Below are 25166 nucleotides of genomic sequence, written 5' to 3'. Positions count from 1 at the left end.
TTGGACGGATGAACCGCGGGGTCCGTAGCGTCGCAGCATGTCTCCCGCCAGTACCGGGGCGTCCACCACCGTGGGCGCCGTCCCGACCCCTTCCGCCGAAGTCCCCGTCCCCGATCCGGCCACCGCATCCGGCTCCGCATCCGGCTCCGACCCGGCGGCCGCGTCCGACGCCGAAGCCGCCGACACCCGGCTCGCCCCGGGCGACCCCGGCTACCGCCGGATCAGCTTCGCCCTGTTCCTGGCCGGTGTCGCGACCTTCGCGCTCCTCTACTCCACCCAGGCCCTGCTGCCGCTGATCTCCGGGGAGTTCGGGGTGGCGGCGAGCGACGCGAGCTGGACGGTGGCGGCGGCGACCGGCGGACTCGCGCTGTTCGTGCTGCCGATGAGTTCCCTGTCGGAACGTTTCGGCCGTCGTACGGTGATGACGGCCTCGCTGGCCGTCGCGGTGGCGGTCGGCCTGCTGGTGCCGTTCGCGCCCTCGCTGGGCGTGCTGGTGGTGCTGCGGGCGGTGCAGGGCGCGGCGCTGGCCGGACTGCCCGCCTCGGCGACGGCGTACCTGGCCGAGGAGGTCCGGCCGCGGGCGCTGGTCACGGCGATCGGCCTGTTCGTCGCGGGCAACAGCGTGGGCGGCATGAGCGGCCGGATCATCACCGGCTGGGTCGCGCAGGAGTGGGGCTGGCGGGTGGCGGTCGGCGTGGTCGGCGTGCTCGCGGTGGGCTGCGCGGTGGCGTTCCGGATGCTGCTGCCTGCGCCGAGGCACTTCACGCCGGGCTCACTGCGCCCGCGCGTCCTGCTCCGCACGGTCCGCGACCACCTCGCCGACCCGCTGCTGTGCCGCCTGTACGCGATCGGCGCGCTGTTCATGACGGTGTTCGGCGGCGTGTACACGGTGATCGGCTACCGGCTGAGCGAGGCGCCGTTCGGGCTGCCGCAGGGCATCGTCGGCTCGATCTTCCTGGTGTACCTGGTCGGTACGGTGTCGTCGGCGGCGGCCGGCCGCCTGGTGCTCCGCCTCGGCCGCCGCGGCACCCTGTACCTGGCGGGCGGTACGACCGCGGCCGGGCTGCTGGTGTCCCTGGTGCCCTCGCTGCCGCTGGTCCTGCTGGGCCTGGTGCTGATCACGGCGGGCTTCTTCGCGGGGCACGCGGCGGCGTCCTCGGCGGTCAGCAGGACGGCGACGCACGGCCGGGCCCAGGCCGCGGCGCTGTACCAGTCCGCGTACTACATCGGGTCCAGCGCGGGCAGCACGGTGGGCGCCCTCGCCTTCCACGCGAGCGGCTGGTCCGGGACGGTCGGGGTCGGTGTGCTCGCGGTCGTCGGTGTCGTGGTCATCACGGCCTTCGGTTCGCTGGCGGCCCGGCACGCCGCGCGCCGGGAGCCGGTGGCGGCCCGCTGAGTTCCGGCCTTCCCGGTACCGGTGGTCCGGCCTTCCCGGTGCTGGTGCCGGGTCGCGGCAAGCGGTCAGTAATGCGAACAGTCCGGAAGCAAATGGTCTGGCCTGGGCGTTTGTTGGCTCGGGGGGCCATTGTCAGTGGGCTGCGGTAGCTTCCCGAGTACTGGGCGCGACGACGCGCGGACCGGAACGGCCACAGGGGTGGGTGGACGATGGGCAACAGTACGGCGACGACAGATCTTGACGTCGCACTGGAGAAGCACCGGATCGAGCTGACCGGCTACTGCTACCGCATGCTCGGGTCCTCCTTCGAGGCCGAGGACGCGGTGCAGGACACCCTGGTGCGCGCCTGGCGGAGCTACGCGAAGTTCGAGGGCCGCTCCAGCCTCCGCTCCTGGCTGTACCGCATCGCGACGAACGTCTGCCTGGACATGCTGGCGGCCGGCACCAAGCGGGCCCGGCCGGTGGACCTGACCGACGCGACACCGCTCGCGCAGGCGGCCCTCACCCCCCGTCCGGACAACACCTGGCTGGAGCCCATGCCGGACGCCCGTGTGCTGCCCACCCTCGACGACCCGGCGGAGGCCGCCGTCGCCAAGGAGTCCGTCCGGCTGGCCTTCATGGCGGCCCTGCAACAACTGCCGTCCAAGCAGCGCGCGGTGCTGATCCTGCGCGAGGTGCTGGCGTGGAAGGCGAGCGAGGTCGCCGAGCTGCTCGGCACCACGGTGGCCTCCGTCAACAGCGCCTTGCAGCGAGCCCGGGCGACGCTCGCCGAGCGGGCGGACGCGGGGGCGGACGCGGCCGTCTCCGACCCGTTGGACGAGGAGCAGCAGAGACTCCTGGAGCGCTATGTGAAGGCGTTCGAGGGGTATGACATGACGGCGCTCACCGCCCTGCTCCACGAGGACGCCATCATGACGATGCCGCCGTTCGACCTGTGGCTGCGCGGCCCGGCCGACATGGCCGGCTTCATGACCACCATCGGCGCCAGTTGCGCGGGTTCCCGGCTGCGGCCGGTCCAGGCGAACGGGCTGCCCGCCTTCGCGCACTACAAGCCGGACCCGGAGAAGGGCGGTTTCAGCCCCTGGGCGGTGCAGGTGCTGGAGATGTCAGGGGGCCGCATCACCGGAATGCACTGCTTCCTCGACACCGCCCGCTGGTTCCCCCTGTTCGGCCTGCCGCTCCATCTGGAAGCGGAGACCGACGACATCGAGGAAGGCGCGTAACGCGGGATCGGTGTCCCGCAGCCGAATCCGCCCGCCGGCCCGGCGGGCGGTCAGTTCCAGCCGGGCCAGCAGGTCCACGGCTGCGAGTCCCGGCGGCCCCAGCCCGCCCACGTCCACGACGACATGCCCGAGCCCGGTGGCCTCCAACAGCCCTCGCACGCGGTCGCAGAGCCCTGTCACCTCGTCCTGGGCGACGGGGCCGGTCAGCACGAGCACGGCTGGTGTCTTGGCGTCCACGTACGGATAGACCGCACGGGCGGGCCCAACTCATCGGCGGGCAGGCGTGTCCCCGCCCGGCCGGACTACTCCGCCGGGAACTCGGCGGTGTCGACCGTGATGCCGAACGGCTCCGGCAGCTTGATGGGATCACCGAACTTCACGGCGCTGAGGACCCGGTAGACATCGCCCTTCGGCTCGCCGTAGAGCGTCACGGTGGGACCGCCGGGGGCCCAGCGGTCGACGAGGAGGTAGAGCGGGATGCCTGCGGTGGCGTAGGCGGCGGGTTTGGTGACCCGGTCGTGACGGCCGTTGGACTGGGACGTGACCTCGACGACGAGTTCAGCGAGGCTGGCTGGAAGGTAATTGTCCGTCTCCGGGTTCTCCTGGAGTGGAGCCACCACCAGGTCGGGGATGAACATGCCCAGACGAGAAGGCACAGCGATGGCCTGTGTCTGGAAAACCTCCCAGTCGTCGGGGATCACGGAGTAAAGGCGACGCTGGATGCGTGCCGCGATCACATTGTGGCGGTACGCGGGAGCAGGTGACACGGTGACGATCCCCTCGATGATCTCCACCTTGCAGCCCTCTGGCGCGTCCGTCTCCTGCCAGATCCGGACGAGGCCGTCCCACTCGTGGCCGTTGGCCGTCATGTGGTCGACGGTGAGTGCGCTCATGGCGGTATCTCCTTCGGTACGTCACCGATCCCAGCATGCCGAACGGGACCGGCGCGGGTCCACCGATCCCGTTCACCCGAAAGGGAATGTCCGGGGAATCTCCCCTGGTCAGGCGATTCGTTCCAGCACCACCGGCGATGCGGTGAAGGGAGTGCCCGCGGGCGCGACGTCGTAGGCGCCCTCGATCGCATCGAGCGCGTACGCGAAGCGTTCCGGGGTGTCCGTGTGCAGGGTGAGCAGGGGCTCGCCCACGGTCACCGGCTCGCCCGGCTTGGCGTGCAGCTCGACGCCCGCCGCTGCCTGCACCGGGTCCTCCTTGCGGGCGCGGCCCGCGCCCAGGCGCCAGGCGGCGACCCCGATGTCGTAGGCGTCCAGGCGGGTGAGGACGCCGGTGGCCGGGGCCGGGACGACGTGCTGTTCGCGGGACGTGGGCAGCGGGGCGTCGGGGTCGCCGCCCTGGGCCGCGATCATCCGGCGCCAGACGTCCATCGCCGAGCCGTCGGCGAGGGCCTTCGCCGGGTCGGCGTCCCGGATGCCCGCCGCAGCCAGCATCTCCCGGGCCAGGGCGAGGGTCAGCTCGACCACGTCCGCGGGGCCGCCGCCGGCCAGCACCTCGACGGACTCGCGTACCTCCAGGGCGTTGCCGGCCGTGCGGCCGAGCGGGGTCGCCATGTCGGTGAGGAGCGCGACGGTCCGTACCCCGTGGTCGGTGCCGAGGCCGACCATGGTCGAGGCCAGTTCGCGGGCGTCCTCGATCGTCTTCATGAAGGCACCGGAGCCCACCTTGACGTCCAGGACGAGCGAGCCGGTGCCCTCGGCGATCTTCTTCGACATGATCGAGGAGGCGATCAGCGGGATCGCCTCGACCGTGCCGGTGACGTCCCGCAGCGCGTACAGCTTCTTGTCCGCCGGGGCCAGCCCGTCGCCCGCCGCGCAGACCACCGCGCCGGTGGTGTCGAGGACGTGCAGCATCTCCTCGTTGGAGAGCAGCGCGCGCCAGCCCGGGATGGACTCCAGCTTGTCGAGGGTGCCGCCGGTGTGGCCGAGGCCGCGTCCGGACAGCTGGGGCACGGCGGCCCCGCAGGCCGCCACCAGGGGCGCCAGCGGCAGGGTGATCTTGTCGCCGACCCCGCCGGTGGAGTGCTTGTCGGCGGTGGGCCGGGACAGCGAGGAGAAGTCCATGCGCTCGCCGGAGTCGATCATCGCGGCGGTCCAGCGGGCGATCTCGCGCCGGTTCATGCCGTTGAGCAGGACGGCCATCGCGAGGGCGGACATCTGCTCGTCGGCGACCTCCCCGCGGGTGTACGCGTCGATGACCCAGTCGATCTGCTCGTCGGTCAGTTCGCCGCGGTCCCGCTTGGTGCGGATGACGGAGATGGCGTCCATGGCCATGGCATTCCTTCCGGAGGTGCACAGGGGTGCGGCCCCCCTGAGCGAAGTCAAAGGGGCCGCACGGGAGTTACTTGGTGAGATGGTCCGGACCGAAGGCCTGCGGCAGCATCTGCGACAGCGGCAGGACGCCCGCCGGGGTGTCGAGCACCAGATCGGGCCCGCCGAACTCATACAGCAGCTGGCGGCAGCGCCCGCACGGCACGAGCAGCTCGCCCCTGCCGTCCACACAGGTGAAGTGGGTGAGCCGGCCGCCTCCGGTGCGCTGGAGTTCGGAGACGAGACCGCACTCCGCGCACAGGCCGAGACCGTACGAGGCGTTCTCCACGTTGCAGCCGGAGACCGTGCGCCCGTCGTCGACCAGGGCCGCCGCCCCGACCCGATAGCCCGAGTAGGGGGCGTACGCATGGGACATGGCCTCCCGCGCCTCGGCGCGCAGCGCCTCCCAGTCGACGTCGTCGGCCCGGGTCACTTGCCCTGTCCCTTCCGGTACGGCAGGCCGTCCGCCTTCGGCATCCGCAGGGACTGCGCGGACAGCGACAGGACCAGCAGGGTGACGAGGTACGGGGTGGCGGTGACGACCTGGTTGGGCACGTCGTCCGTGGTGGCGTACCAGAGGAACATCAGGGCCGTGATCACGGCGGTCACGACGGCAGGGACGTACTTCTTCCGCCAGGCGAGGTACGCCGCCCCGAAGACCAGCAGGATGGCGAGGAGCAGGATCAGCGCGTGCACGTTCACCGTGCCGCCGCGCAGGTTGAGGCTGTCGGTGTAGCCGAACAGGCCCGCGCCCAGCGCGAGGCCGCCCGGCATCCAGTTGCCGAAGATCATCGCCGCGAGGCCGATGTAGCCGCGACCCGCGGTCTGGCCGTCCAGGTACACGTTCGAGGCGACGATGGACAGGAAGGCGCCGCCGAGGCCGGCGAAACCGCCCGAGATGATCACCGCGAGGTACTTGTACTTGTAGACGTTGACGCCGAGGGATTCGGCCGCCACCGGGTTCTCGCCGCAGGAGCGCAGCCGCAGGCCGAAGGACGTGCGCCACAGCACCCACCAGGTGACCGGCACCAGGGCCACCGCGATGACGGTGAGCGGCGACAGGTCGGTGACCAGACCGCCGAGCAGCCCGGCGATGTCCGAGACCAGGAACCAGTGTTTCTGGTTGAGGGTGTCCAGCCAGCCGGACAGTCCTGGAATGTCGAAGGTGCCGAGCGAACTGATCGGCGGGGACTGCTTGGCGGAGCCCTGCGGTGCGTCGGCGAAGGTGAACTTCGACAGATAGCGGGTGGTGCCGAGGGCGAGGATGTTCAGGGCCACACCGGAGACGATGTGGTTGACGTTGAAGGTGACGGTGGCGACGGCGTGCAGCAGGGCGCCGAGCGCACCGCCGATCACGCCGAAGAGCACACCGGCCCACGGGCCCCACTGGTATCCGGCCCAGGCGCCGAACCAGGTCCCGAGGATCATCATGCCTTCGAGGCCGATGTTGACGACGCCGGCGCGTTCGGCCCACAGACCGCCGAGGCCGGCGAGCCCGATCGGCACGGCGAGGCGCAGGGCGGTGGACATCTGGCCGGTGGAGGTGATGCCGTCCGCGCCGGTGACGAGGCGGACGATCGCCGTCAGCACCAGGACACCCGCGATGATCAGCAGGAGTACCGGGAGGGACAGGCGGCGGCTGCCCCGGACGGGCTGGGGCGCCTTCGGCTTCGTGACGGTCGCGGTGCTCATCAGGCCGCCACCTCTTCCTTCTTGATGGTCACGGCGGCGGCGGCCAGTTCGGCACCGACCTGGCGCTGCTGGCGGCGCAGACCCCACTGGCGTACGGCCTCGTACGAGATGACGACCGCGAAGACGATCAGACCCTGCATGATCGTCGCGATCTCCTTCTCGTACGCCACCGGGGTCGCGTAGTCGAGGGCGGGCGATGCCTTGTCGAGGAAGGCCCACAGCAGGGCGGCCAGCGCGATGCCGCCGGGGTGGTTGCGGCCGAGCAGGGCGATGCCGATGGCGGTGAAGCCGAGGCCGGCCGGGAAGCTCAGGCTGTAGGTGTGGGTGTCGCCGAGCAGCAGCGGCAGGCCGGACAGGCCCGCGACCGCGCCGGAGATCAGCATGGAGACCAGCACCATGCGCCTGGCGTTGACGCCGGAGGCCGCGGCGGCGGTCTCGGAGGCGCCGGTGGCGCGCAGGTCGAAGCCGAACCGGGTGCGGCCCAGGACGAGCCAGTACAGGACGCCCAGTACGACGGCGAGGAAGACCAGGCCGTAGATCTCGCCGACGTCGGAGCCGAGGTCGATGCCGGGGAACCAGCCGGACTCCTTCATGACGCCGGTCGTCATGTTGTTGCCGACCTGCACGCCCCAGACGTTCGCGAGGGTGACGTAGCCGATGACGGAGGTCGCGATGGAGTTCAGCATGATCGTGGCGACGACCTCGCTGACCCCTCGGGTGATTTTCAGGACACCGGCGATGCCGGCCCAGAAGGCGCCGGTGAACATGGCGACCAGCAGGAGCAGCGGTATCTGGAGGAAGGCCGGCAGGCCGATGTTCGCGCCGACCACGGCGGTCATCACCGCGGCGAGCCGGTACTGGCCGTCGACACCGATGTTGAACAGGTTCATCCGGAAGCCGAGGGCGACCGCCAGGGCGGCGATGTAGTACATCGACGCCTGGTTGACGATCAGGACCTGGATGTCCGAGTACGGCAGCTGCTGGAGCATCAGCACGTACGGCTGGAACGGGTTCTTCCCCGAGGCGAGCAGCACGATCGAGGTCAGCGCGATCGCGAGGACGAGCGCGATGACCGGCCCGGCCACCGCGAGGAGCACCCGCTCCTTGTCGAACTTCTTCATCGGGCCTCGTCCTCCGGAGGGGTGCCTACGTGTTCGAGGTGGCCGGAGACGGCCCCTGTCATGGCCGAGCCCAGTTCCTCCGGGGTGACGGTGGCCGGGTCGGCGTCCGCGACCAGCCTGCCGTTGTAGATCACCCGCAGGGTGTCCGACAGGCCGATCAGTTCGTCCAGGTCGGCGGAGATCAGCAGCACCGCCAGGCCCTCGCGGCGGGCCTGGCGGATACGGTCCCAGATCTGCGCCTGGGCGCCGACGTCGACACCGCGGGTGGGATGCGCGGCGATCAGGAACTTCGGTGCGTGGCTCATCTCACGGCCGACGATCAGCTTCTGCTGGTTGCCGCCAGACAGCGAGGCCGCGGTGACGTCGATGCCGGGGGTGCGGACGTCGTACTCCTCGACGATCCGCCGGGTGTCCGCCTGGGCGCTGCCGAGGTCGAGCCAGAAGCCCCGGGCGTTGGGCTTCTCGGTGACATGGCCGAGGATGCGGTTCTCCCACAGCGGGGATTCCAGCAGGAGGCCCTGGCGGTGGCGGTCCTCGGGGATGTAGCCGACGCCGGACTCGCGGCGCCTGCGGGTGGGCCAGGGGGTGATGTCCTCGCCGAGGAAGACGATCCGCCCGGAGTCGGCGTGCTTGGTGCCGATCAGCGCGTCGATCAGCTCGGTCTGGCCGTTGCCCTCGACACCGGCGATGCCCATGACCTCGCCGGCGTGGATGGTGAAGGAGACGTCGTCGAGGACGCGTTTGGCGCCGTCGGCGCCCGCGGACTCGGTGCGGCCCTGGCCGGCCGGTTCGGCCTCGGTGCCGAGGGAGGCGCCGCCGCCCGCGTAGACGGTGAGGTCGTCCACCTGGAGGACCACCTGGTCGGTGACGGTGGACTCGGCGGTCTCCGGGGTGGGCAGCTCGCTGCCGACCATCATCTCGGCGAGCTGGCGCGGGGTCGTCTCGGACGGGACGGCGGTGCCGACCGTCGTGCCGCGCCGGATGACGGTGATGTCGTCGGCGACGGACAGCACCTCGCCCAGTTTGTGCGAGATGAAGATGACGGACAGGCCCTCGGACTTGAGTTCGCGCAGGTTGTCGAAGAGGGCGTCGACCTCCTGCGGCACGAGGACGGCGGTCGGCTCGTCGAGGATCAGGATCCTGGCGCCGCGGTAGAGGACCTTCAGGATCTCCACGCGCTGCCGGGCGGCGACGCCCAGGTCCTCCACCAGTACGTCGGGGCGGACGCCCAGGCCGTAGCGGTCGGAGATCTCCTTGATCTTCTTGCGGGCGGCGCCGCCGATGCCGTACAGCTTCTCGCTGCCGAGGGCCACGTTCTCCAGCACGGTCAGGTTGTCCGCCAGCATGAAGTGCTGGTGCACCATGCCGATGCCGTGGGCGATGGCGTCGGCGGGGCTGGCGAAGGCGACCTGTGCGCCGTCGACGGCGATGGTGCCCTCGTCCGGCTTCTGCATGCCGTAGAGGATCTTCATCAGGGTCGACTTGCCGGCGCCGTTCTCGCCGACGAGGGCGTGCACGGTGCCCTTGCGGACGCTCAGGTGGATGTCGTGGTTGGCGACGACACCGGGAAATCGTTTGGTGATGCCCGCGAGCTCGACCGCGGCTGTCGACGGAGCGGTGGGCGGAGGGCTGCTGGACGCGTCGATGGCGCACTCTCCTCGGAAAAGGGGCCGCTCTACGCGCATAGCGCCCCTGCTTTAGATAGTGCTCGGGTCCGGTCGACTTGTGTCGCACTCGATCCGTTCCGAGCGGTCTGCCGCGCGAACGGGGCACGGGGAGGTCATCCTCCCCGCACCCCGTTCCGCGGCCGTAACGCTGCCATTACAGCGCTCTTTTGGCCATGCCCCGGACAGGCCGGCGCTCCGGTTCAGGACGTCTTGACCGTGATGCTGCCGTTCTTGATGCCGTCCTCGGCCTTCTTGAGCGCGGCCTGGAGGGCGGCGTTGTTCTTGAAGACCGGGTTGGAGTCGGCGATACCCACGCCGCCGTTGTCAAGGGAACCGCGGATCTCGCCCGACAGCGGCTTCTTGTCCTTGAGGACGGACTTGGCGAGGTCGTACACCGCGCCCTCGACGTTCTTCGTCGCCGAGGTCAGGATGTGGTCCTTGTACTGGGCGAGCGCGCCCTGGAGGTACTGGTCGGAGTCGACGCCGATCGCCCACACCTTGTGTCCGGCGGCGGACTTGATCACGCCCTGGCCGGAGAGACCGGCCGCCTGGTAGACGACGTCGGCACCGGCCTCGATCTGACCGTCCGCCGCGTTCTCGCCCTTGTCGGGGCTGGAGAAGCCGCCCTCGGCGGCGGTCTCGGTCAGGTACTGCTTCTCGATCTTGATCTTCGGGTTGACCGACTGCGCGCCCTGCACGTACCCGGCCTCGAACTTGTGGATCAGCGGGGTGTCCACGCCACCGATGAAGCCGATGTGGTTCTTCTTCGTGGTCATGGCCGCGGCCACGCCCGCCAGGTACGACGACTGCTCCTCGTGGAAGACCATGTCGGCGACGTTGTCCGCCTTGATGGTGTCGTCGTCGATGATCCCGAAGCTGACCTTCGGGTACTTGGCGGACACTTCCTTGACGGCCGGCGCGTACGCGTAGCCGACCCCGATGATCGGGTTGTAGCCCTCCTTGGCGAGGGTGTCGAGGCGCTGCACCTTGTCCGCGTCGGACTCGCCGTCCTGCGGCTCGATGTCCCGGCCGCCGGCGCCGAAGTCCTTCTCGGCCTTCTGGAAGCCCGCGTAGGCGGCGTCGTTGAAGGACTGGTCGCCCTTGCCGCCGACGTCGTACGCCAGACCGATACCCTTGGACTTTCCGCTGCCCGCGGACGAGGTGGACGAGCTGCCACAGGCAGAAACTGTGACGGCGAGGGCTGCGGTTGCAACGCCCGCAACCGCGATACGGGACACCCGGCGCATGGAACGAGACTCCTTCGTGCAAGCGCCCATACCAGGCGCTGATTCCGGCGCAGCGTAACGCGCGTAGACCAGACGGAAAACCCCTTCTGTCCGCTCCGTTATCGAGATGTGGCGTAAGCCGGGCCCAGCCGACACACAGCAACGTGCCCCTTGCGGGAGGCAAGGGGCACGTCATCGCGGGGAAGCGCGGGCGGCGCCGGCCGGGACCAACCGGCTTCGGTGCCGGGGCGCGGGTCCCGGTGGGCTCAGGTCCGCGGGCTCACTGGGTCCTGACGGTGATCTTGCCGTCGATGATGTCCTGCTTGGCCTTGTCCACGGCCGAGACGACGTCCTTCATCGCCTGGTACTTGGGGTTGGTGTCGGCGAAGCCCACCCCGCCCGACGTGAGGTCGCCGCGCACCTCACCGCTGAGCGGCTTGCCGTCGACGACGGACTTGGCGAGGTCGTACACGGCCCCGCCGACGTTCTTCAGGGCCGAACCGAGGATGTAGTCCTTGTACTGGGCGAGCGCGCCCTGCTCGTACTGGTCGGAGTCGACACCGATCGCCCACACCTTGTGCCCGGCGGCGGACTTGATCACACCCTGACCGGAGAGACCGGCCGCCTGGTAGACGACGTCCACGCCGGCCTCGATCTGACCGTCCGCCGCGTTCTCACCCTTGTCCGGGCTGGAGAAGCCGCCCTCGGCGGCGGTCTCGGTCAGGTACTGCTTCTCGATCTTGATCTTCGGGTTGACCGACTGCGCGCCCTGCACGTACCCGGCCTCGAACTTGTGGATCAGCGGGGTGTCCACGCCACCGATGAAGCCGATGTGGTTCTTCTTCGTGGTCATGGCCGCGGCCACACCCGCCAGGTACGACGACTGCTCCTCGTGGAAGACCATGTCGGCGACGTTCTTCTCCGTGATGGTGTCGTCGTCGATGATCCCGAAGGTGACCTTCGGGTACTTGACGGAGACCTCCTTCACCGCCGGGGCGTAGGAGTAGCCGACCCCGATGATGGGGTTGTAGCCCTGCTTGGCCAGCGTCTCCAGGCGCTGCACCTTGTCCGCGTCGGACTCGCCGTCCTGCGGCTCGATGTCCCGCCCGCCGATCTTGAACTCCTGCTCCGCCTTCTGGAAGCCGGCGTAGGCGGCGTCGTTGAAGGACTGGTCGCCCTTGCCGCCGACGTCGTACGCCAGGCCGATGCCCTTGCCCGCGTACTTGCCGTCCTTGGTGGTCCCCGCGGAATCGCTGCTGGACTTGCCGCATCCCGCGGCGGCGACGGCGACGACCGCGACGGCCACCGCGACTTGGGAGAACCCCGTCCTCCGAGAGTTCAGACGCACAGCAAGCACCCCTTCATCCCCACGGCGCCGTCGCCGGCCCCGCCGCTTCCCCAATGTGCCGCCTCTGGAGGCGATTTCGGCGCACAGTAACGCGCGTAGAAGGGGAGGGGAACGGGGTTGTACCCGGCCGTTACCGATTCGTGCCGCCCCATGGTTACGGCCCCGCGTCACGGGTTACGCCCGGATGACACAAGGGGACGAAGCGGCACCGATCCGGCACCGCTTCGTCCCCTGTCCTCTGCGTCGTCTCCTGCTGGCGTCGGCGCCGTCTCCTGACGTCTGCGCCCCGCGCGGCGGGCTTCGCCCGGCCCCGCTTACCGTGCCGCGTCGAGCAGCACGGCGGCGGTGAACAGCTCGACGCCGACCGTGATGGCGTACTCGTCCACGTCGAAGTCACCCTGGTGCAGGTCGCGCGACTGCCGCTCACCGGGCGGCCGTACGCCGAGCCGGGCCATGGCGCCGGGCACGTGCTCCAGGTACCAGGAGAAGTCCTCGCCGCCGAGGCTCTGCTCGGTGCCCTCCACGGCCTCGGCACCGCGCCGGGTGACCATGGCGTCCCGCAGCAGTTCGGTCACCGCCGGGTCGTTGACCACGGGCGGCACCCCGCGCACATAGGTGATCTCCGACTTCGCCCGGTGCATGGTGGCGACCTCGTCGACCGCGGCGTGCACCACGTCCGGGGCCAGCCGCCAGGCTCCGAGGTCGAGGCAGCGCACCGTGCCCGACAGCTCGGCGTGCTGCGGGATCACGTTCGGCGCGTGTCCCGACTCGATCCGCCCCCAGGTCACGGCGAGCCCGCCGCGGCTGTCCACCCGCCGGGCCACCAGCGCGGGCACGTCGGTGGCGACGCGGGCCGCGGCGGTCACCAGGTCGGTGGTCAGGTGCGGCCGGGCGGTGTGCCCGCCGGGGCCGTCCAGGGCCACTTCCAGCCGGTCGCAGGCGCTGGTGATCGCACCCTGCCGCAGCCCGATCCGTCCTGCGTCCACCCGTGGATCGCAGTGCACGGCGATGATCTTCCCCACGCCGTCGAGCACCCCGGCCTCGATGGCGTCGGCGGCGCCGCCGGGCAGCACCTCCTCGGCGGGCTGGAAAAGCAGCCGCACGGGCCGCGGCAGCAGCCCCTGCCGGTGCAGCTCGGCGAGGACGAGACCGGCCCCCAGCACCACCGTCGTGTGCACGTCATGCCCGCACGCGTGGGCCCGGTCCGGCACCGTCGACCGGTACGAGCAGTCACTCTTGGTGTCCGGGATGGGCAGGGCGTCGATGTCGGCGCGCAGGGCGAACAAAGGTGCGGACGGGCCGCTCTCCGGTACGCCGATGTCACAGACGAGACCGGTTCCGAGGGCGAGGACCCGGGGTGCGAGCCCGGCCTGTTCGAGTCTTGCCTTGATCGCCTCGGTGGTACGGAACTCCTGGTTGCCGAGTTCGGGGTGCATGTGCAGGTCGCGCCGGAACGCCACCAGCTCGGCGTGCAGCGCCTCGCTGAGCGTGCCGGGGAGCACGGCATCCTCGGGAAGGTCGGCCTCGGACTCTCTGGACATCAGTTGGTTCACCCTTTGAAGGGTATGCCGACCCGCCGGTCAACTACCCCTCGATCAACAAAACTTCAGCCCGTCAGGCGAAAAAACCTGGCCACCGGGCGCATAGCGGTCGACAAAGATGGGTAAACTCGCTCGCTCGTCGTCCGTGACGATCATGAACCCGACGGTTCCTCCCTCCACGACTACCACGCCCGGCCCGGCCGGGGCCCCGGCCGTCCACCTGGCGGGACCACCGGCGCGGGTCCGCGGCGGTGGTCCCGGGAGGGCCCGCGGCAGCACCGCACCCGGCCGCGTTCAGCCACCACAGGCCCGGTAGCCCGCGCCGACGTGACCGACGCCGACACCACCACGGATTTCCTCGACGCCACCCGTTCCTTCTCTCCTACGACGTCATCGCCCCCAGGACTACGCGGGCCGCTTCCCGGACGGGTTCGGGGAGGGCGTCGACCATGGTTCCCGCGGAGGTTCGTCCCGGCCCGGAAGGCCGGGTGACGCGTGCCGAGCCGGGGGGAGCCTGATCACCGGGGAGGCCGGCCCGGGTGTAGGTCACCCGCCTCCGGATACGCCGCGCCGACTATTTCTTCCGGGGTGTACCGGATCCCGTCCTGGTCCAGGAGAACGTGGCCGGGATCGCGGTAGTAGGCCGACATCAGACGACCGTTCCACGGAGTGATGACCCGCTCCATCGGATAAAAGCCACAGGAGTGGTAGTCCAGATCCGCCTTTCGCGCCAAGTCGGCGGCAGAGGTGAATATCTTGTGTTCCGACAGATCCTCGACGCTGATGAGCAGGCGTTTTTCACCCGCTTGTTGAGCGGTGCCCAGATGAAGGTACTCAACGGCGTAGGAAGTATTTGCCACGTCTCGCAGACTCAACGGCTTTTTTGATGCGGCAACCGGACGCCAGAGCGGATCCATTCCGGCCAGATGATCGACGGTCTCCACCGGATCGAGCGTTCCTCCGTGGTTTGTTTTCGACTCGATCAGCGGCATCAGGACCGACAAGAAGTCGGAGGCACTTATCGTCGGCGACGTATGCACTTCATTGGCCGCCAGATATCTGCGCAGGTGCGTCTTGAAGACACTGCACAGCAGCTCGTGCCGCTCGTCCACCAGGAACATCCATTGCTCCAGTGCCTGCCTGGTGAGCGTTCCCTGCGCGTACCAGGGAAAGAGGTGGAGGTAGTACTGCACGCGGGGCACCTGGATGACCACGTCGACGGGGATCGCGGTCGGCAGGACCGATACCAGTGCGGCCGTCATGCCGGCGAGCAAGGTGCCCATCTGTATCTCGTACAGGTTCAGGCGGGGATCGCTCCTTATCTCGTGGATGACGTGGCGTGGGTCGGGCTGGACATCGAGTATGGGCGCGTCGAGCCGACTGCCGTTTTCGAGGTGGGCGTGTACGGAGCGCGCACTGAACAGGCATGAACCGAGGACGAGGGTCACCCGGTCGTATTCGGATACTTTCTTCAGCAGGTTCGCGCCGCGCCGCAGCAGCGCGAAGTCGGTCGTCCCGCCGACGGTGACCTGCGGCAGGAACACCGCGGAGCCGTCGCCGCGTGTCTCACGTATGACATCTCCGCCAGGGTTCACCTCGGCCGTCTCAAGGAATTCGGCGAACCATCGGATACGGTCGCGGCTCCGCCGGAGGGGTCGGGCGTCCTGGTGGGCGACAGGGTCCGGTCGATGGGCCGCCTTGGGCCGTTCGGCTGCTTCGTCGAACTCGGGTAGGCCGACGACGGTGAGGTTTTCGGCATTCTCCAGGGGACGGTCTCGTCGATCAGCACCAAGATCCTGCCACGAAAACCTTGCTTCACTCCCATCCTCATGCATGACCGAGGTTGTCTGTTCATCAAATATCGCAACCTTTGGCGACATCTTACCGCCCTTCGTGATTCAGATTCGGCAGCAAGGCCGCACGGCAACGTATTCGCATTCCCCGGCAGCCCCCTTTCACTTTTCTATCGATCACGTGCGTCCTACAATCAATTACCTGGTGAATTCGCGGTCGACCTTGACCATCAAGTGGGTTCGCATCCTCAGGCACGGTCGTCCGGCGCCGAGCGGCGGGGCCCGATGACGTATCGGGAGGCGTTCGATGGCCAGGGCGGGGTAGACGTGCAGGATCGGCGGTAGGCGGTGGGACACCGGCCGGGCGACCGAGCGGCCCGGTGCCGGGGAGGGGAGACCGAGGTATGACAGCGGAGCGGGCCGACGCGGACACGGTGGAAGCGCTCGTCGGCTACGACGGTCGGCTGCTGCTCATACGCGGGACGGACGGCTGGGGTCTACCCTCCGGCACCCCGCAGCCGGCCGAGACGGCCGAGGCCACCGCGGCACGTGTCGTCTACGAACTGACGGGCTATCTGGTCGACGGCGCCCAGCCGCTGGAGCCTCAGGAGGGCGTGGTACCGGCCGTGGTGTGCCAGTTGCTGAGCGAGTCACCGTCGGAGGGCGGCCGGCTCCCATCCGATCGGATCCGCTGGATCCCGTACGAGGAGACCGCGGAGGCGGCGCTGTCCACGGTCGTACGGGACTATCTGGAGGGGCACACGCCCACGTGACGGCCCCGTTGCAGCCCTGGCCCGGCGGCGGCAGGGCGTGGGCCGTCTTCCGTCTGCGGCGGCAGTGTCGTGATGGGCCGCCGCCCGCTCAGGCTGCGGCGAGTTCGCACCACACGTATTTACCCCGGTCCCCGAACCGGGCCGAGGGCCGCCAGCCCCAGCAGTCCGCGCAAGCCATCACCAGCCCCAACCCCCGCCCCTCCTCCACATCCAGGGCCAACTCCAACGGCTTGGGTGGTCCGGCGGCTCCGGGTCGGTGTCCCACGCCCCGATCCACACCATGCCCTCCAGGGAACGCCGGACCCTGAGCGCGGCCGGCCCCTTCGTATGCCGCACGGCATTGGACACCAACTCCGCCGCCAGCAACTCCGCCGTGTCCACCAGCCCGATCAGACCGTGGACGGTCAGGATCAGACGGAGAGTACGACGGCAGACCGTGACCGCTCTGAGGTCGTTGGGAACATAGAGGGTGTAGTCCCAGCTCTCGTGCACGTTCTCGGGCATGCAGCGTCAACTCCATTGCGGTGAAGGGGATTTCGCGCGCGGTGGCATTGCCGCAGCCGTCGCGGCAGGACGGGGCGGTGCGCTTCCGCAGCGTGTGCGGTACATCACCGACGGTAGACCTTAGAATTAAGAATTGGCAAGCCGATCCCGTAATCTGGCCCCCGAACGAGTTGCACAGCCACACATGTTGAACCAGGAGCGGCCCATGGGGACCAAGCGCGAACCCACAGCGCGACAGATGCGGCTGGCCGTGGAACTGCGCAGGCTCCGCGAGGCGGCAGGCATCAGCTCCCGTGAGGCAGCCGCACTGCTCGGCGTGAACTCCGTCCAGATCAGCCAGATCGAGTCCGGCACGTCAGGGGTGAGCGAGGAGCGGTTACGGCGAATGGCAGCCAACTATGCGTGCGTGGACAGCGAGTTCATCGACGGTCTGTCAGCAATCGCCACGGATCGGACGCAGGGCTGGTGGGAAGAGTACCGAGGCCGACTGCCTACACCGTTCATGGACCTGCCCGAGCTTGAACATCACGCCCGCTTTCGATGGGATGTGGAATTCCTGCACGTCCCGGGCCTTCTCCAGACGGAGGATTACGCTCGGTCTCTCTTCTCGTACGTGAACCCGGAGTTTCCGCAGAGCGATGTCGAGCAGTGGGTCGATCACCGGATGAAGCGCAGGGTCATCATCGAACGCCCGAACCCGGTGCCGTATGAGGCGGTGATCCATGAGGGAGCACTGCGCATCAGGGTTGGCAACCGACCCACAGCGCAGGTTCAGCTCTCCCGCATCCTGGAGCGCTCCGAAGCCGACCATGTCACCGTACGTGTAATCCCCTTCGACTTGGACGACTTCGGTGGAGCGGGAAGCGCAATGGTGTATGCGGGCGGCTCCACTCCCAGGCTGGACACTGTTGTCCGTGACGGCCCCGGCGGCCCGGTCTTCATCGATGCCGAAGCCCAGCTCAACCGATATCGAGCCCGGTTCCATAAGGTGGAAGCAGTGTCGTTCGACCCCAGCCGTTCGCGTGACTTCATCCACCGGCTATCGAAGGAGCTGTGAGCATGCTGTCCCCCGCCCCCTGGCAGAAGTCATCCTTTTCCGGTGGCGACCAGGGCGACGCCTGCGTCGAAGTCGCCGACCTGGACACCCACATAGCCATCCGCGACTCCAAGGACCCCGCCGTGGGCACCTTAGCCTTGCCCGCCGAGGCATTCACGGCGTTCATCACGGCATTGAAGGCGCGGCCGAACCTCTGAGGAGACACCAGGTCAAGCGCCGGGTGTCACAGCCAACGGGCCTCTATCCCACGGCCGTTCGGCAAGGTGGGGCACGGCGGACCATCGGCCAGCACGAACCCGGCGGCCGTCGGCCCACACGCCGACGCGGCCTTCCTCGACTCGCGCCCCGCCCGTATCGTCCGCAGCCCCAGGTGGGCGCGGCCGAGGTGCGCGGCGACCCAGAACACCACCCGCGCCCAGGCCCTGGCCCTGGCCGCGCGAGCGGAAAGCCAACTCTCCGCCGCCCCCGTATCCGGTCATGAGGGGGCGGGCAACCAGTGACAACTGCGCCCGCCGGTGGGCGCCCCGCTGGCGTGAGCGCGGCGCTGCCCACCGGCGTCCGGACGTCTTCGGCAAGGTCCACCGGTCACGTAAAGCACCGGTCGTCGGACCGTAAAGACTCCGTACAACCATTCCCTGGTCCCGCGTGTCGTGATCGCGGACGCTCTTTTCCGCGTCCTGATCCGATCAGAGGACCGAATGAACCCAGCCAGACGACGCACGACCGCCGCCACCGCCACCGCTGTCGTGCTCGCCACCACGGGCGGCCTGCTCACCGCGCTCGCCACGCCCGCCTCCGCAGCCGTCAACTGCACCTCCCCCGTCTACAAGCGGCAGTTCTTCGCGAACACCGCGTTCTCGGGGACGCCGAAGAAAACCGACTGCGACTCCACGATCAGCGAGAGCTGGGGCGCGGGCGCCCCCGCCTCCGGTCTGCCGTCCAACAACTTCGCCGTCCGCTGGTCACTGACCCGCGACTTCGGCTCCGGCGGCCCCTTCGCGCTCAGCGCGTCGGCCCAGGACGGCATCCGCGTCTACCTCGATGGCACCCGCAGGATCGACCTCTGGAAGAACGTCTCGTCGACGGTCTCGAAGACCGTCAACGTGACCGTCCCCGCGGGCAAGCACACCCTCCGCGTCGACTACGTCAACTGGACCGGGAACGCCAACGTCAAGTTCGCCTACGCGCCCCGGACCACGGCGGCCGTGGACAAGGTCAAGCCGCTCGCCCCGGCCGGAACCTCCGTGTCGTACGACAAGGCGACGGGCAAGGCCAAGCTCGCCTGGTCCAAGAACAAGGAGATGGATCTCGCGGGTTACCGGGTCTACCGGCGCCCGAAGGACAGCACCACGTGGACGAGGCTGGCGGCCACCACCGCCACGTCGTACACGGACGCGACCCTGCCGGTGACCGGCGCCGCCTACTTCTACGAGATCCGTGCCTACGACAAGGCGGGCAACGAGTCGGCGGGCACCGCCGATCAGCTGGTCACCACCGTCGACCGCACGGCGCCGGCCGTGCCGACCGGCCTGAGCGCCGACTCAAGACAGGACGGTCTGCAGGTCGGCTGGAGCGCGGTGCCGGGAGCGGTGTCGTACCGGGTGTACCGGGCGGCCGGTGCCGACGGGACCTACACCCGCGTCGGCAGCACCGGCCAGGTCTCGTACCTGGACACCTCGGCCGCCGAGTACACCCCCTACTACTACCGGGTTACCGCGCTGGACGCGGCGGGCAACGAGTCCGCGCGGTCCGCCGCCGTCAGCGGCACGCGCGAGGACCTCACCCCGCCGTCCGCCGTCACCGGGTTGACCGTCACCCCGACCGAGTACGGCTTCGAGGTGCGCTGGGACGCCAACCCGACCCCCGACCTGGGCTGGTACGTGGTCCATCGGGGCGAGCTGATGGAGTACGACGAGGGGCAGTACGTGTGCTACGCGAGCGGGGCGGGCACGTACCTACCGGCCGGCACCACCTCGTACACCTACACCGCCCTCCCGGACGGCGAGGAGTCCTGTTTCATGGTCGACGCCGTCGACGACGCCTCGAACTCCTCGTACGAGTGGACCGGCGAGATACAGGTCGTGAGCGCGACCGAGCTGGACATGACACCGACCGTGGCGACGCCGGAGGGCTCACCGGTCCGGTTGACGGCGGAATCCGTAGGGACGGGTGTCGCACTGTCCTGGTCCTCGGTGACCGACGCCATCGGTTACCACGTCTACCGCTGGAACCCGGACACCGAGACGTACGACAGGCTGGCGGCCACGGCGGAGACCTCCTACAAGGACACCGGCGCCGCCAAGGGCACCTCCCACTTCTACTGGGTGACCGCCCGGTACGCGGACGGCACCGAGTCCGCGCCCGGCGCCGACGGGGCGGCCCTGGCGCCCTGAGCGGACGGGACGGGGCCCGGAGCAGTCACCGGGCCCCCGGCCGAAGCGGACCGCTCCGCGGCCTGTACCCGATACCGCCCGGGTGTGGTGCCGAACTCCCTCTGGAAGGCGTGGGAGAGCGCGTACGGACTGCCGTAGCCGACGCGGCCGGCGATGGCGGCCAGGGTGTCCGGAGTGTCCCGGAGCAGACCGGCGGCCAGGATCAAACGCCACCACGTGAGGTACGCCATCGGCGGGCGGCCGATCCGGGCGGTGAACCGGCGCGCCAGTGTGGGCCGGGAGACGCCCGCCTCCGCCGCGAGGCGGGCGTTGTCCCACGGCGCGGCCGGGTCGGAGTGCAGCGCCCGCAGGGCGGCGGCCGTCACCGGGTCACCCAGCACACCGGGCCAGACTCCGCCGGTGGACTCGGTCATCCAGGCCCGGATCATGTAGACGAGCAGGAGGTCGAGCAGGTTCGGGAGCGCGACGCAGGAACCGGGCCGCCGTTCGTCCAGCTCACCGGCGAGCAGGTCGATCGCGGCACGCAGTTCGAAGTGGCCGCCCACCCGGTTGGGCAGGTGAACGACCTCGGGCAGCTCCGCCATGAGCGGGTGCATGCGGTTGCAGTCGAGCCAGTACGTGCCGCACAGCAGCTCCGTCCCGTCACGGTCCGGCCGCTCTCCCGGTCCTGTCCGCAGTTCCGTCCCGTCACCGTCCGACCGCTCTCCTGGCCCTGTCCGCAGCTCCGTCCCGTCACCGTCCGGCCGCTCTCCCGGTCCTGTCGCCGCGAGCCAGTGCGCGAACGGCACCGCCTTCTCCCGCGCGACCGCCGCGTCCAGCGGCGCGTCGGCGATCACATGGCCGGTGCCATGAGGCAGCAGCGCCGCGTCACCCACGCCCAGCGGCACCGGGGCACCGCCGTCGGTGAGCAGCCAGCAGGCGCCCTTCAGAACGACGTAGAAGCCCGCGCCGTCGTACGGGTCCAGCCGCGCGCACCAGCTCCCCCTCGTCCGCACCCGGTGGGACGAAGGGCGCCCGAGGTGCGCGGCAGAGATCGCGTCGCTCACCACATCCATCCGTGCAGCGTATCGCCCGTATGAAGGATGAGACGGATGCGTATTTCATTGAGCTGGATACGCATTGAAGGGATCGTTCCGGACTTCTTAGGGTCGGGCACGTGACGGATGAGGACAAGGACGAGAACGTGAACGAGCGTGTGCAGCGGATGGTGCTGGGGGATGTCGAGGTCGTCCGGGTCGTCGAGTGGCACAGACCGTTCGCGCCGGCTTCGGGCATGTTCCCGACAGTCGCCGCCGAGGTGTGGCAGGACAACGCGGACTGGCTGGCACCGGACCACTGGGAGCCGGACAGCGGCCGGGCGGTGCTCGCGCTCCAGACGTGGGTGCTGCGCAGCGGCGGGCGGACCGTCCTGGTGGACACGGGTGTGGGCAACGGGCGCGAGCGGCCGGGCATGCCGCCGTTCCACCGGTGCCAGGGGGATTTCCTCGGCCTGCTGGCGCGGGCCGGTGTTCGCCCGCAGGACGTCGACATCGTCGTCAACACCCATCTCCACGTCGACCACGTCGGCTGGAACACCGTCGACGCCGACGGGGAATGGGTACCGACGTTCCCCCACGCCGAATACCTCATTCCGGCCGCCGACGACTTCCATTACGGTCCGGACAACGCGTACGGGCAGGGTAAGCAGGAGGTCGACCGCCTGATCTACGAGGACAGCGTCGCGCCCGTCCACCGGGCCGGGCAGGCCGTGCTGTGGGACGGCTTCCACCGCATCGACGAACACCTCACCCTGGAGTCCGCGCCCGGCCACACCCCCGGCTCCTCCGTACTGCGCCTCACGTCCGGGAGTGACCGCGCGGTGTTCGTCGGGGACCTGCTGCACAGCCCGGTGCAGATCCTCCAGCCCTGCTGCAACAGCAGCGCCTGCCTCGACCCGGAGCAGGCGGTGACCAGCCGCCGCGGGATCCTCGCGCGGGCAGCCGACGAACGGGAACTGCTCGTCCCCGCGCACTTCGGCGGCCCGGGTGCCCTGGAAGTCCGGCGGGACGGTGCCGGGTTCGCCCTCGGGCCATGGGCGGCGGCCGGCCCGGCGAGGAGCGCGGAGGGCGGGAGCGCGGCAGAGGACGGGAGCGGGGCGGAGGACGCCTCCCGGTAGCGAGGACGACCGGGAGCGTCAGCTTTCCCCGGGCTTCCCGGTGTCCACGGGCTTCACAGGCTTCCCGGTCGTCCAGGTGTCCACAGTCCCCCCGCTGTCCATGCTGTCCATGCTGTCCACGCTCTCCCCGCTCTCCCCGGGCGTCAGCATCTCGCGCAGGTCCGCGCGGCTGGTCACGCCGGTCTTGCGGTAGACCCGGTAGAGGTGGTTGTCGACGGTCCGTACGGTGATGCCCAGCCGGTCCGCGACGTCCCGGCTGCTCAGGCCTGCCGCGGCGAGCCGGGCCACGTCGCGTTCCCGGTCGGTCAGCTGGGGAGACCGGCAGGCCAGCACGGCGGGCGTGGTGACGCCCTCGCACCGGCGGGCGAGGCGGTGGCAGCGGTCGGCGGCCCGTTGGGCGGCCAGCGTGCGGCCCGTTCCCGACCACAGGCGCGCGGCCTGCGCGGCGGCCTCCGCCGCGTGCAGGTGCAGGCCGCCCGCCTCGAACGCGTCGCAGGCCCGTTCCAGGGCGTCCGCGTCGCGGGCCGCCAGGGCCGCGGCATGGTCGGCGTAGACGGCGATGTGCGGGGCGTCGCAGACGGCGACGAGTTCGGCGAGCCGACGGGCGACGGTCGAGGACCGGCCGAGGCGCACCGGGATGTGCAGCAGCTCGGCCTCCCACAGCAGGGCCCGCCGGTCACGGGCGTCAGCCGCGGTGCGCAGCGCCTGCCGCACGGCGTCGTGCCCGCGGCCCTGGGCGACCAGGATCCACGGCCGGGCCAGTTGGAACGCCGGCACGTCGAGGACGCGGTACGACTCCACGCGCGCCAGGTGCGCCCGGTCGAGCAGGGTCCGTGCCTCGGCCACCTCACCGAGCAGGGCCTCGATGGTGGCCAACTCCCCGAAGACCAGGGCCTGCTGACCCCAGGTGGTGTCCTCACGCAACGTCGAGGCGGCCTCCCGCATGTGCCGCCGGGCCGACCGGAGCCGCCCCCGGCGAGCGGCGATCCGGCCCAGGAAGAACTGCCACGCGCCCTGGTTGCCCACCCATCCGGACTCCCGCGCCACCCGGTACTGGGCGTCGGCGGTGGCCTCTGCCTCGTCCAGTCGTCCCGCGAATGCCTGGGCGGTGGCGAGCCAGCTCAGCAGCCCCACGCCCAGCATGGGCATGTCCTCCTCGGCGTCCCCGGCCGCCAGGGTCGCGAGGGCCGACTCGGCCAGTTCGAGCGCCGCGCATGTCCGGCCGTGGGTGAAGGCCGCCACGCATTCGGCGTAGCGAGTCCTGACCAGGGTGGCCGAGCCCGGCGACGCGTGCGGCCGGGCGCGCGCCAGGTCCCGTTCGCAGGCGGGCCAGTCGGCCTGGGTGGCCTGCAACACGGCCTGGAGTCCGGCGAGTTCGGAGCCGGCCGCCGGGTCGCGCACGGTGCTCTCGGCGCGGCGCAGCAGGTCGAGCGCGTCGGTGGGCCGGTCCAGCGACAGGTACATGTTGGCCGCCCGCAGTTGCACCGAGCGCACCTGTTCGCGTTCGGACGTGCCGGTCTGCGGCAGGCCGCGGTGCACCTCCTCGGCCTGGACGCCGTCCCCGGTGTGGCCGAGCGCCGCGGCCAGCACGCGCCGGGCGGGGCTGCCGCCCCCGGCGGCGCAGGCCGCCTCGGCGAGCCGGGCTGCCAGCGCGAAGTCCAGGGTGCGGACGGCGTGTTCGGCCGCGGCGAGCAGGAAACGCGGGTCGGTGTTGTCTCCGGCGGCCAGGCGCCAGGCACCCACCCGTGCGATGTCCCCGCGTCGGCGCAGACCCGTCCGTTCGGCCGCCGCGGCCAGTTCACGGCAGCGCCGGCGCCGCCGGTGGGGCGGCGTTCCCCGGCGCAGCACCTCGCCGTAGAGGGGGTGCGCCAGCCGGAGCAGGGTGCGCCGGCCGTCCTCCTCGCCGAGGACGAGGCCGTGCCGGTCGAGTGCGTCCACGACGGTGGGACCGGTGAGGTGTTCGAGGACGGCGGCCCCCAGGGGCTCGCCGAACGCCAGTAGTTCGGCGGCGCGTTGCTCGTCCGGCCCGAGCCGTCCCATCCGGTGGCTCACCAGGTCGGTGAGTTCCGTCGGCAGCCCCAGCGGACCCCGCCAGCGCCACACCCTCGCGACGGGCGCCAGTGTCCCTGCGGCGAGTCCCGCCTCCACGAGCTGCCGCAGCCACAGCACGTTGCCGCCGCTGACCTGCCAGAGCCGATACGCGCTCGCGGTCTCCACCTGCCCGGCCAGCGCCCTCTCCAGCAGCCGGACGACATCGCCTTGGTCCAGCGCCGGCACTTCGACGCGCGTCGCGTAGTCGCCGCGCAGCAGCGCCTGCACGGCGTCCGGTACCGGAGCGCCGGAGCGTGCGGTGAGGACGATCCGGGTACCGCCGCGCACGGCCAGGTGCAGCAGCAGGGCCGCGGAACCGTCGTCCAGCAGGTGCGCGTCGTCCACGAACAGGGTCCGGTCGTCGCCCGCCTCGGCGAGGAGCGCGTCGGCGAGGATCCGCAGCAGGTTGGGCCGCCCGCCGGTGGCCGGCAGGGACGCCGGCAGCAGGTGGGCGAAGGCTCCGAACGCAAGCTCCGCGGTGCTCTCGGTCGCCGCGACCACCAGGGCCCGGCCCGCGGCCGACCTCGCCAACAGCTCGCGGGCCAGCCGGGTCTTGCCGACCCCCACCGGACCCGTGATCAGAACGCCGGCCCGAGCCGGATCCGCCAGCAACGACGTCAGCTCCGCCAGCGAACCGTCCCGGCCGGTGAACGGCCATGAGCGGTCGAGGACGGGGCCGGGGCCTGGGCCGGGACCGGGTCTGTGGTCCGGCGCGTTCTCCTGATCCTTCATCAGCAGCCCCTCCACCCCTCCGCACAGGTCGGCCCGGGGCCGCCGGGCAATCCCGGGTCCGCACATTGAGTAACACATTACTCACGACTGGGCGCCGCATTACAGGTACGTTTTCGCCTTGCCGGCACGCGCC

Annotated in this window: 20 protein-coding genes and 1 pseudogene; 7 read left to right on the top strand and 14 right to left on the bottom strand. The window is 70.3% G+C overall.

The genetic code is table 11. The annotated features are described in order from the left end of the window. Positions 1–37 precede the first annotated feature (37 nt). Positions 38–1396 carry an MFS transporter gene (locus ACFY2B_RS02270; RefSeq protein WP_390761221.1) on the top strand — a complete coding sequence of 453 codons (1359 nt, stop codon included), beginning with the start codon at positions 38–40 and terminating at the stop codon, positions 1394–1396. Between the two features lie 209 nt (positions 1397–1605). Next, positions 1606–2619 carry a sigma-70 family RNA polymerase sigma factor gene (locus ACFY2B_RS02265; protein WP_390761220.1) on the top strand — a complete coding sequence of 338 codons (1014 nt, stop codon included), beginning with the start codon at positions 1606–1608 and terminating at the stop codon, positions 2617–2619. Here ACFY2B_RS02265 and ACFY2B_RS02260 read toward each other — a convergent pair. The 11 genes from ACFY2B_RS02260 to ACFY2B_RS02210 all read right to left on the bottom strand — a co-directional run bounded on the left by ACFY2B_RS02260 (position 2503) and on the right by ACFY2B_RS02210 (position 15370). After that, positions 2503–2778 carry an STAS domain-containing protein gene (locus ACFY2B_RS02260; RefSeq protein ID WP_390761524.1) on the bottom strand — a complete coding sequence of 92 codons (276 nt, stop codon included), beginning with the start codon at positions 2776–2778 and terminating at the stop codon, positions 2503–2505. The genes ACFY2B_RS02265 and ACFY2B_RS02260 overlap by 117 nt on opposite strands. A 143-nt stretch (positions 2779–2921) precedes the next feature. Further along, positions 2922–3512, bottom strand: coding sequence for a Uma2 family endonuclease (locus ACFY2B_RS02255; protein WP_390761219.1), 591 nt, complete (start codon positions 3510–3512; stop codon positions 2922–2924). Positions 3513–3620: 108 nt separating this feature from the next. Beyond that, a complete protein-coding gene (locus ACFY2B_RS02250; RefSeq protein ID WP_390761218.1) occupies positions 3621–4904 on the bottom strand; it encodes a thymidine phosphorylase in 1284 nt (427 codons plus the stop codon). A 67-nt stretch (positions 4905–4971) separates the two neighbouring features. Continuing rightward, the gene (locus ACFY2B_RS02245) at positions 4972–5373 is read right to left on the bottom strand and encodes a cytidine deaminase (RefSeq protein ID WP_390761217.1); all 402 of its coding nucleotides are present in this window, start codon (positions 5371–5373) and stop codon (positions 4972–4974) included. Beyond that, positions 5370–6632, bottom strand: coding sequence for an ABC transporter permease (locus ACFY2B_RS02240; protein WP_390761216.1), 1263 nt, complete (start codon positions 6630–6632; stop codon positions 5370–5372). Before ACFY2B_RS02240 ends, ACFY2B_RS02245 begins: the two co-directional genes overlap by 4 nt. Further along, positions 6632–7753: an ABC transporter permease gene (locus ACFY2B_RS02235; protein ID WP_390761215.1), complete on the bottom strand. Its 1122-nt coding sequence runs from the start codon at positions 7751–7753 to the stop codon at positions 6632–6634. Before ACFY2B_RS02235 ends, ACFY2B_RS02240 begins: the two co-directional genes overlap by 1 nt. Then, positions 7750–9438, bottom strand: a complete 1689-nt coding sequence (locus ACFY2B_RS02230; protein ID WP_390761214.1) for an ABC transporter ATP-binding protein — start codon at positions 9436–9438, stop codon at positions 7750–7752. The genes ACFY2B_RS02235 and ACFY2B_RS02230 overlap by 4 nt, the downstream gene beginning before the upstream one ends. A 182-nt stretch (positions 9439–9620) precedes the next feature. Beyond that, positions 9621–10667, bottom strand: coding sequence for a BMP family protein (locus ACFY2B_RS02225; RefSeq protein WP_390761213.1), 1047 nt, complete (start codon positions 10665–10667; stop codon positions 9621–9623). A 259-nt stretch (positions 10668–10926) separates the two neighbouring features. Further along, positions 10927–11952 carry a BMP family protein gene (locus ACFY2B_RS02220; protein WP_390761523.1) on the bottom strand — a complete coding sequence of 342 codons (1026 nt, stop codon included), beginning with the start codon at positions 11950–11952 and terminating at the stop codon, positions 10927–10929. Positions 11953–12308: 356 nt separating this feature from the next. Beyond that, a complete protein-coding gene (locus tag ACFY2B_RS02215) occupies positions 12309–13535 on the bottom strand; it encodes an amidohydrolase (RefSeq protein ID WP_390761212.1) in 1227 nt (408 codons plus the stop codon). 518 nt (positions 13536–14053) lie between these two features. Then, positions 14054–15370 (bottom strand): hypothetical protein, encoded by a 1317-nt coding sequence (locus ACFY2B_RS02210; RefSeq protein WP_390761211.1) that lies wholly within the window; start codon positions 15368–15370, stop codon positions 14054–14056. A 362-nt stretch (positions 15371–15732) separates the two neighbouring features. Here ACFY2B_RS02210 and ACFY2B_RS02205 point away from each other — a divergent pair, with 362 nt between their 5' ends. Beyond that, a complete protein-coding gene (locus ACFY2B_RS02205) occupies positions 15733–16101 on the top strand; it encodes an NUDIX domain-containing protein (protein ID WP_390761210.1) in 369 nt (122 codons plus the stop codon). A gap of 88 nt (positions 16102–16189) precedes the next feature. Here the strand turns inward: ACFY2B_RS02205 and ACFY2B_RS02200 are convergent. Further along, a pseudogene (locus ACFY2B_RS02200) lies at positions 16190–16605 on the bottom strand (ATP-binding protein). A gap of 205 nt (positions 16606–16810) precedes the next feature. Here ACFY2B_RS02200 and ACFY2B_RS02195 point away from each other — a divergent pair. The 3 genes from ACFY2B_RS02195 to ACFY2B_RS02185 all read left to right on the top strand — a co-directional run bounded on the left by ACFY2B_RS02195 (position 16811) and on the right by ACFY2B_RS02185 (position 20055). Beyond that, positions 16811–17662 (top strand): helix-turn-helix domain-containing protein, encoded by an 852-nt coding sequence (locus ACFY2B_RS02195; RefSeq protein ID WP_390761209.1) that lies wholly within the window; start codon positions 16811–16813, stop codon positions 17660–17662. A 2-nt stretch (positions 17663–17664) separates the two neighbouring features. Next, complete coding sequence (locus ACFY2B_RS02190; protein ID WP_390761208.1) at positions 17665–17859, top strand: DUF397 domain-containing protein; 195 nt, start codon at positions 17665–17667, stop codon at positions 17857–17859. A 501-nt stretch (positions 17860–18360) separates the two neighbouring features. Then, on the top strand, positions 18361–20055 hold the full coding sequence (locus ACFY2B_RS02185) for a PA14 domain-containing protein (RefSeq protein WP_390761207.1): 1695 nt from the start codon (positions 18361–18363) through the stop codon (positions 20053–20055). Here ACFY2B_RS02185 and ACFY2B_RS02180 read toward each other — a convergent pair. Continuing rightward, positions 19980–21110: a cupin domain-containing protein gene (locus tag ACFY2B_RS02180; protein ID WP_390761206.1), complete on the bottom strand. Its 1131-nt coding sequence runs from the start codon at positions 21108–21110 to the stop codon at positions 19980–19982. The two genes, ACFY2B_RS02185 and ACFY2B_RS02180, sit on opposite strands and share 76 nt — an antisense overlap. A 149-nt stretch (positions 21111–21259) precedes the next feature. On the opposite strand from ACFY2B_RS02180, the gene ACFY2B_RS02175 reads away from it, so the two are divergent. Beyond that, entirely contained in the window at positions 21260–22210 is a 951-nt protein-coding gene (locus ACFY2B_RS02175) for an MBL fold metallo-hydrolase (RefSeq protein ID WP_390761522.1), read from the top strand. An 18-nt stretch (positions 22211–22228) separates the two neighbouring features. Here ACFY2B_RS02175 and ACFY2B_RS02170 read toward each other — a convergent pair whose 3' ends face one another. Beyond that, positions 22229–25033 carry a LuxR C-terminal-related transcriptional regulator gene (locus ACFY2B_RS02170; protein WP_390761205.1) on the bottom strand — a complete coding sequence of 935 codons (2805 nt, stop codon included), beginning with the start codon at positions 25031–25033 and terminating at the stop codon, positions 22229–22231. Positions 25034–25166: the final 133 nt, after the last annotated feature.

The organism is Streptomyces sp. NPDC001270 (assembly GCF_042896695.1).
Taxonomy (GTDB): domain Bacteria; phylum Actinomycetota; class Actinomycetes; order Streptomycetales; family Streptomycetaceae; genus Streptomyces.
The sequence above is the reverse complement of the archived record's forward strand: the minus strand, read 5'-3'. Positions and strand labels throughout refer to the sequence as shown.

Excerpts from the sequence above, each read along its gene's own strand:
- ACFY2B_RS02170 (WP_390761205.1), bottom strand. The coding sequence starts at position 25,033 with ATGAAGGATCAGGAGAACGCGCCGGACCACAGACCCGGTCCCGGCCCA.
- ACFY2B_RS02195 (WP_390761209.1), top strand. The coding sequence starts at position 16,811 with ATGGGGACCAAGCGCGAACCCACAGCGCGACAGATGCGGCTGGCCGTG.
- ACFY2B_RS02235 (WP_390761215.1), bottom strand. The coding sequence starts at position 7,753 with ATGAAGAAGTTCGACAAGGAGCGGGTGCTCCTCGCGGTGGCCGGGCCG.
- ACFY2B_RS02265 (WP_390761220.1), top strand. The coding sequence starts at position 1,606 with ATGGGCAACAGTACGGCGACGACAGATCTTGACGTCGCACTGGAGAAG.
- ACFY2B_RS02240 (WP_390761216.1), bottom strand. The coding sequence starts at position 6,632 with ATGAGCACCGCGACCGTCACGAAGCCGAAGGCGCCCCAGCCCGTCCGG.
- ACFY2B_RS02185 (WP_390761207.1), top strand. The coding sequence starts at position 18,361 with ATGAACCCAGCCAGACGACGCACGACCGCCGCCACCGCCACCGCTGTC.
- ACFY2B_RS02225 (WP_390761213.1), bottom strand. The coding sequence starts at position 10,667 with ATGCGCCGGGTGTCCCGTATCGCGGTTGCGGGCGTTGCAACCGCAGCC.
- ACFY2B_RS02215 (WP_390761212.1), bottom strand. The coding sequence starts at position 13,535 with ATGTCCAGAGAGTCCGAGGCCGACCTTCCCGAGGATGCCGTGCTCCCC.
- ACFY2B_RS02230 (WP_390761214.1), bottom strand. The coding sequence starts at position 9,438 with ATGCGCGTAGAGCGGCCCCTTTTCCGAGGAGAGTGCGCCATCGACGCG.
- ACFY2B_RS02175 (WP_390761522.1), top strand. The coding sequence starts at position 21,260 with ATGGTGCTGGGGGATGTCGAGGTCGTCCGGGTCGTCGAGTGGCACAGA.
- ACFY2B_RS02205 (WP_390761210.1), top strand. The coding sequence starts at position 15,733 with ATGACAGCGGAGCGGGCCGACGCGGACACGGTGGAAGCGCTCGTCGGC.
- ACFY2B_RS02250 (WP_390761218.1), bottom strand. The coding sequence starts at position 4,904 with ATGGCCATGGACGCCATCTCCGTCATCCGCACCAAGCGGGACCGCGGC.
- ACFY2B_RS02210 (WP_390761211.1), bottom strand. The coding sequence starts at position 15,370 with ATGCATGAGGATGGGAGTGAAGCAAGGTTTTCGTGGCAGGATCTTGGT.
- ACFY2B_RS02180 (WP_390761206.1), bottom strand. The coding sequence starts at position 21,110 with ATGGATGTGGTGAGCGACGCGATCTCTGCCGCGCACCTCGGGCGCCCT.
- ACFY2B_RS02190 (WP_390761208.1), top strand. The coding sequence starts at position 17,665 with ATGCTGTCCCCCGCCCCCTGGCAGAAGTCATCCTTTTCCGGTGGCGAC.
- ACFY2B_RS02255 (WP_390761219.1), bottom strand. The coding sequence starts at position 3,512 with ATGAGCGCACTCACCGTCGACCACATGACGGCCAACGGCCACGAGTGG.
- ACFY2B_RS02270 (WP_390761221.1), top strand. The coding sequence starts at position 38 with ATGTCTCCCGCCAGTACCGGGGCGTCCACCACCGTGGGCGCCGTCCCG.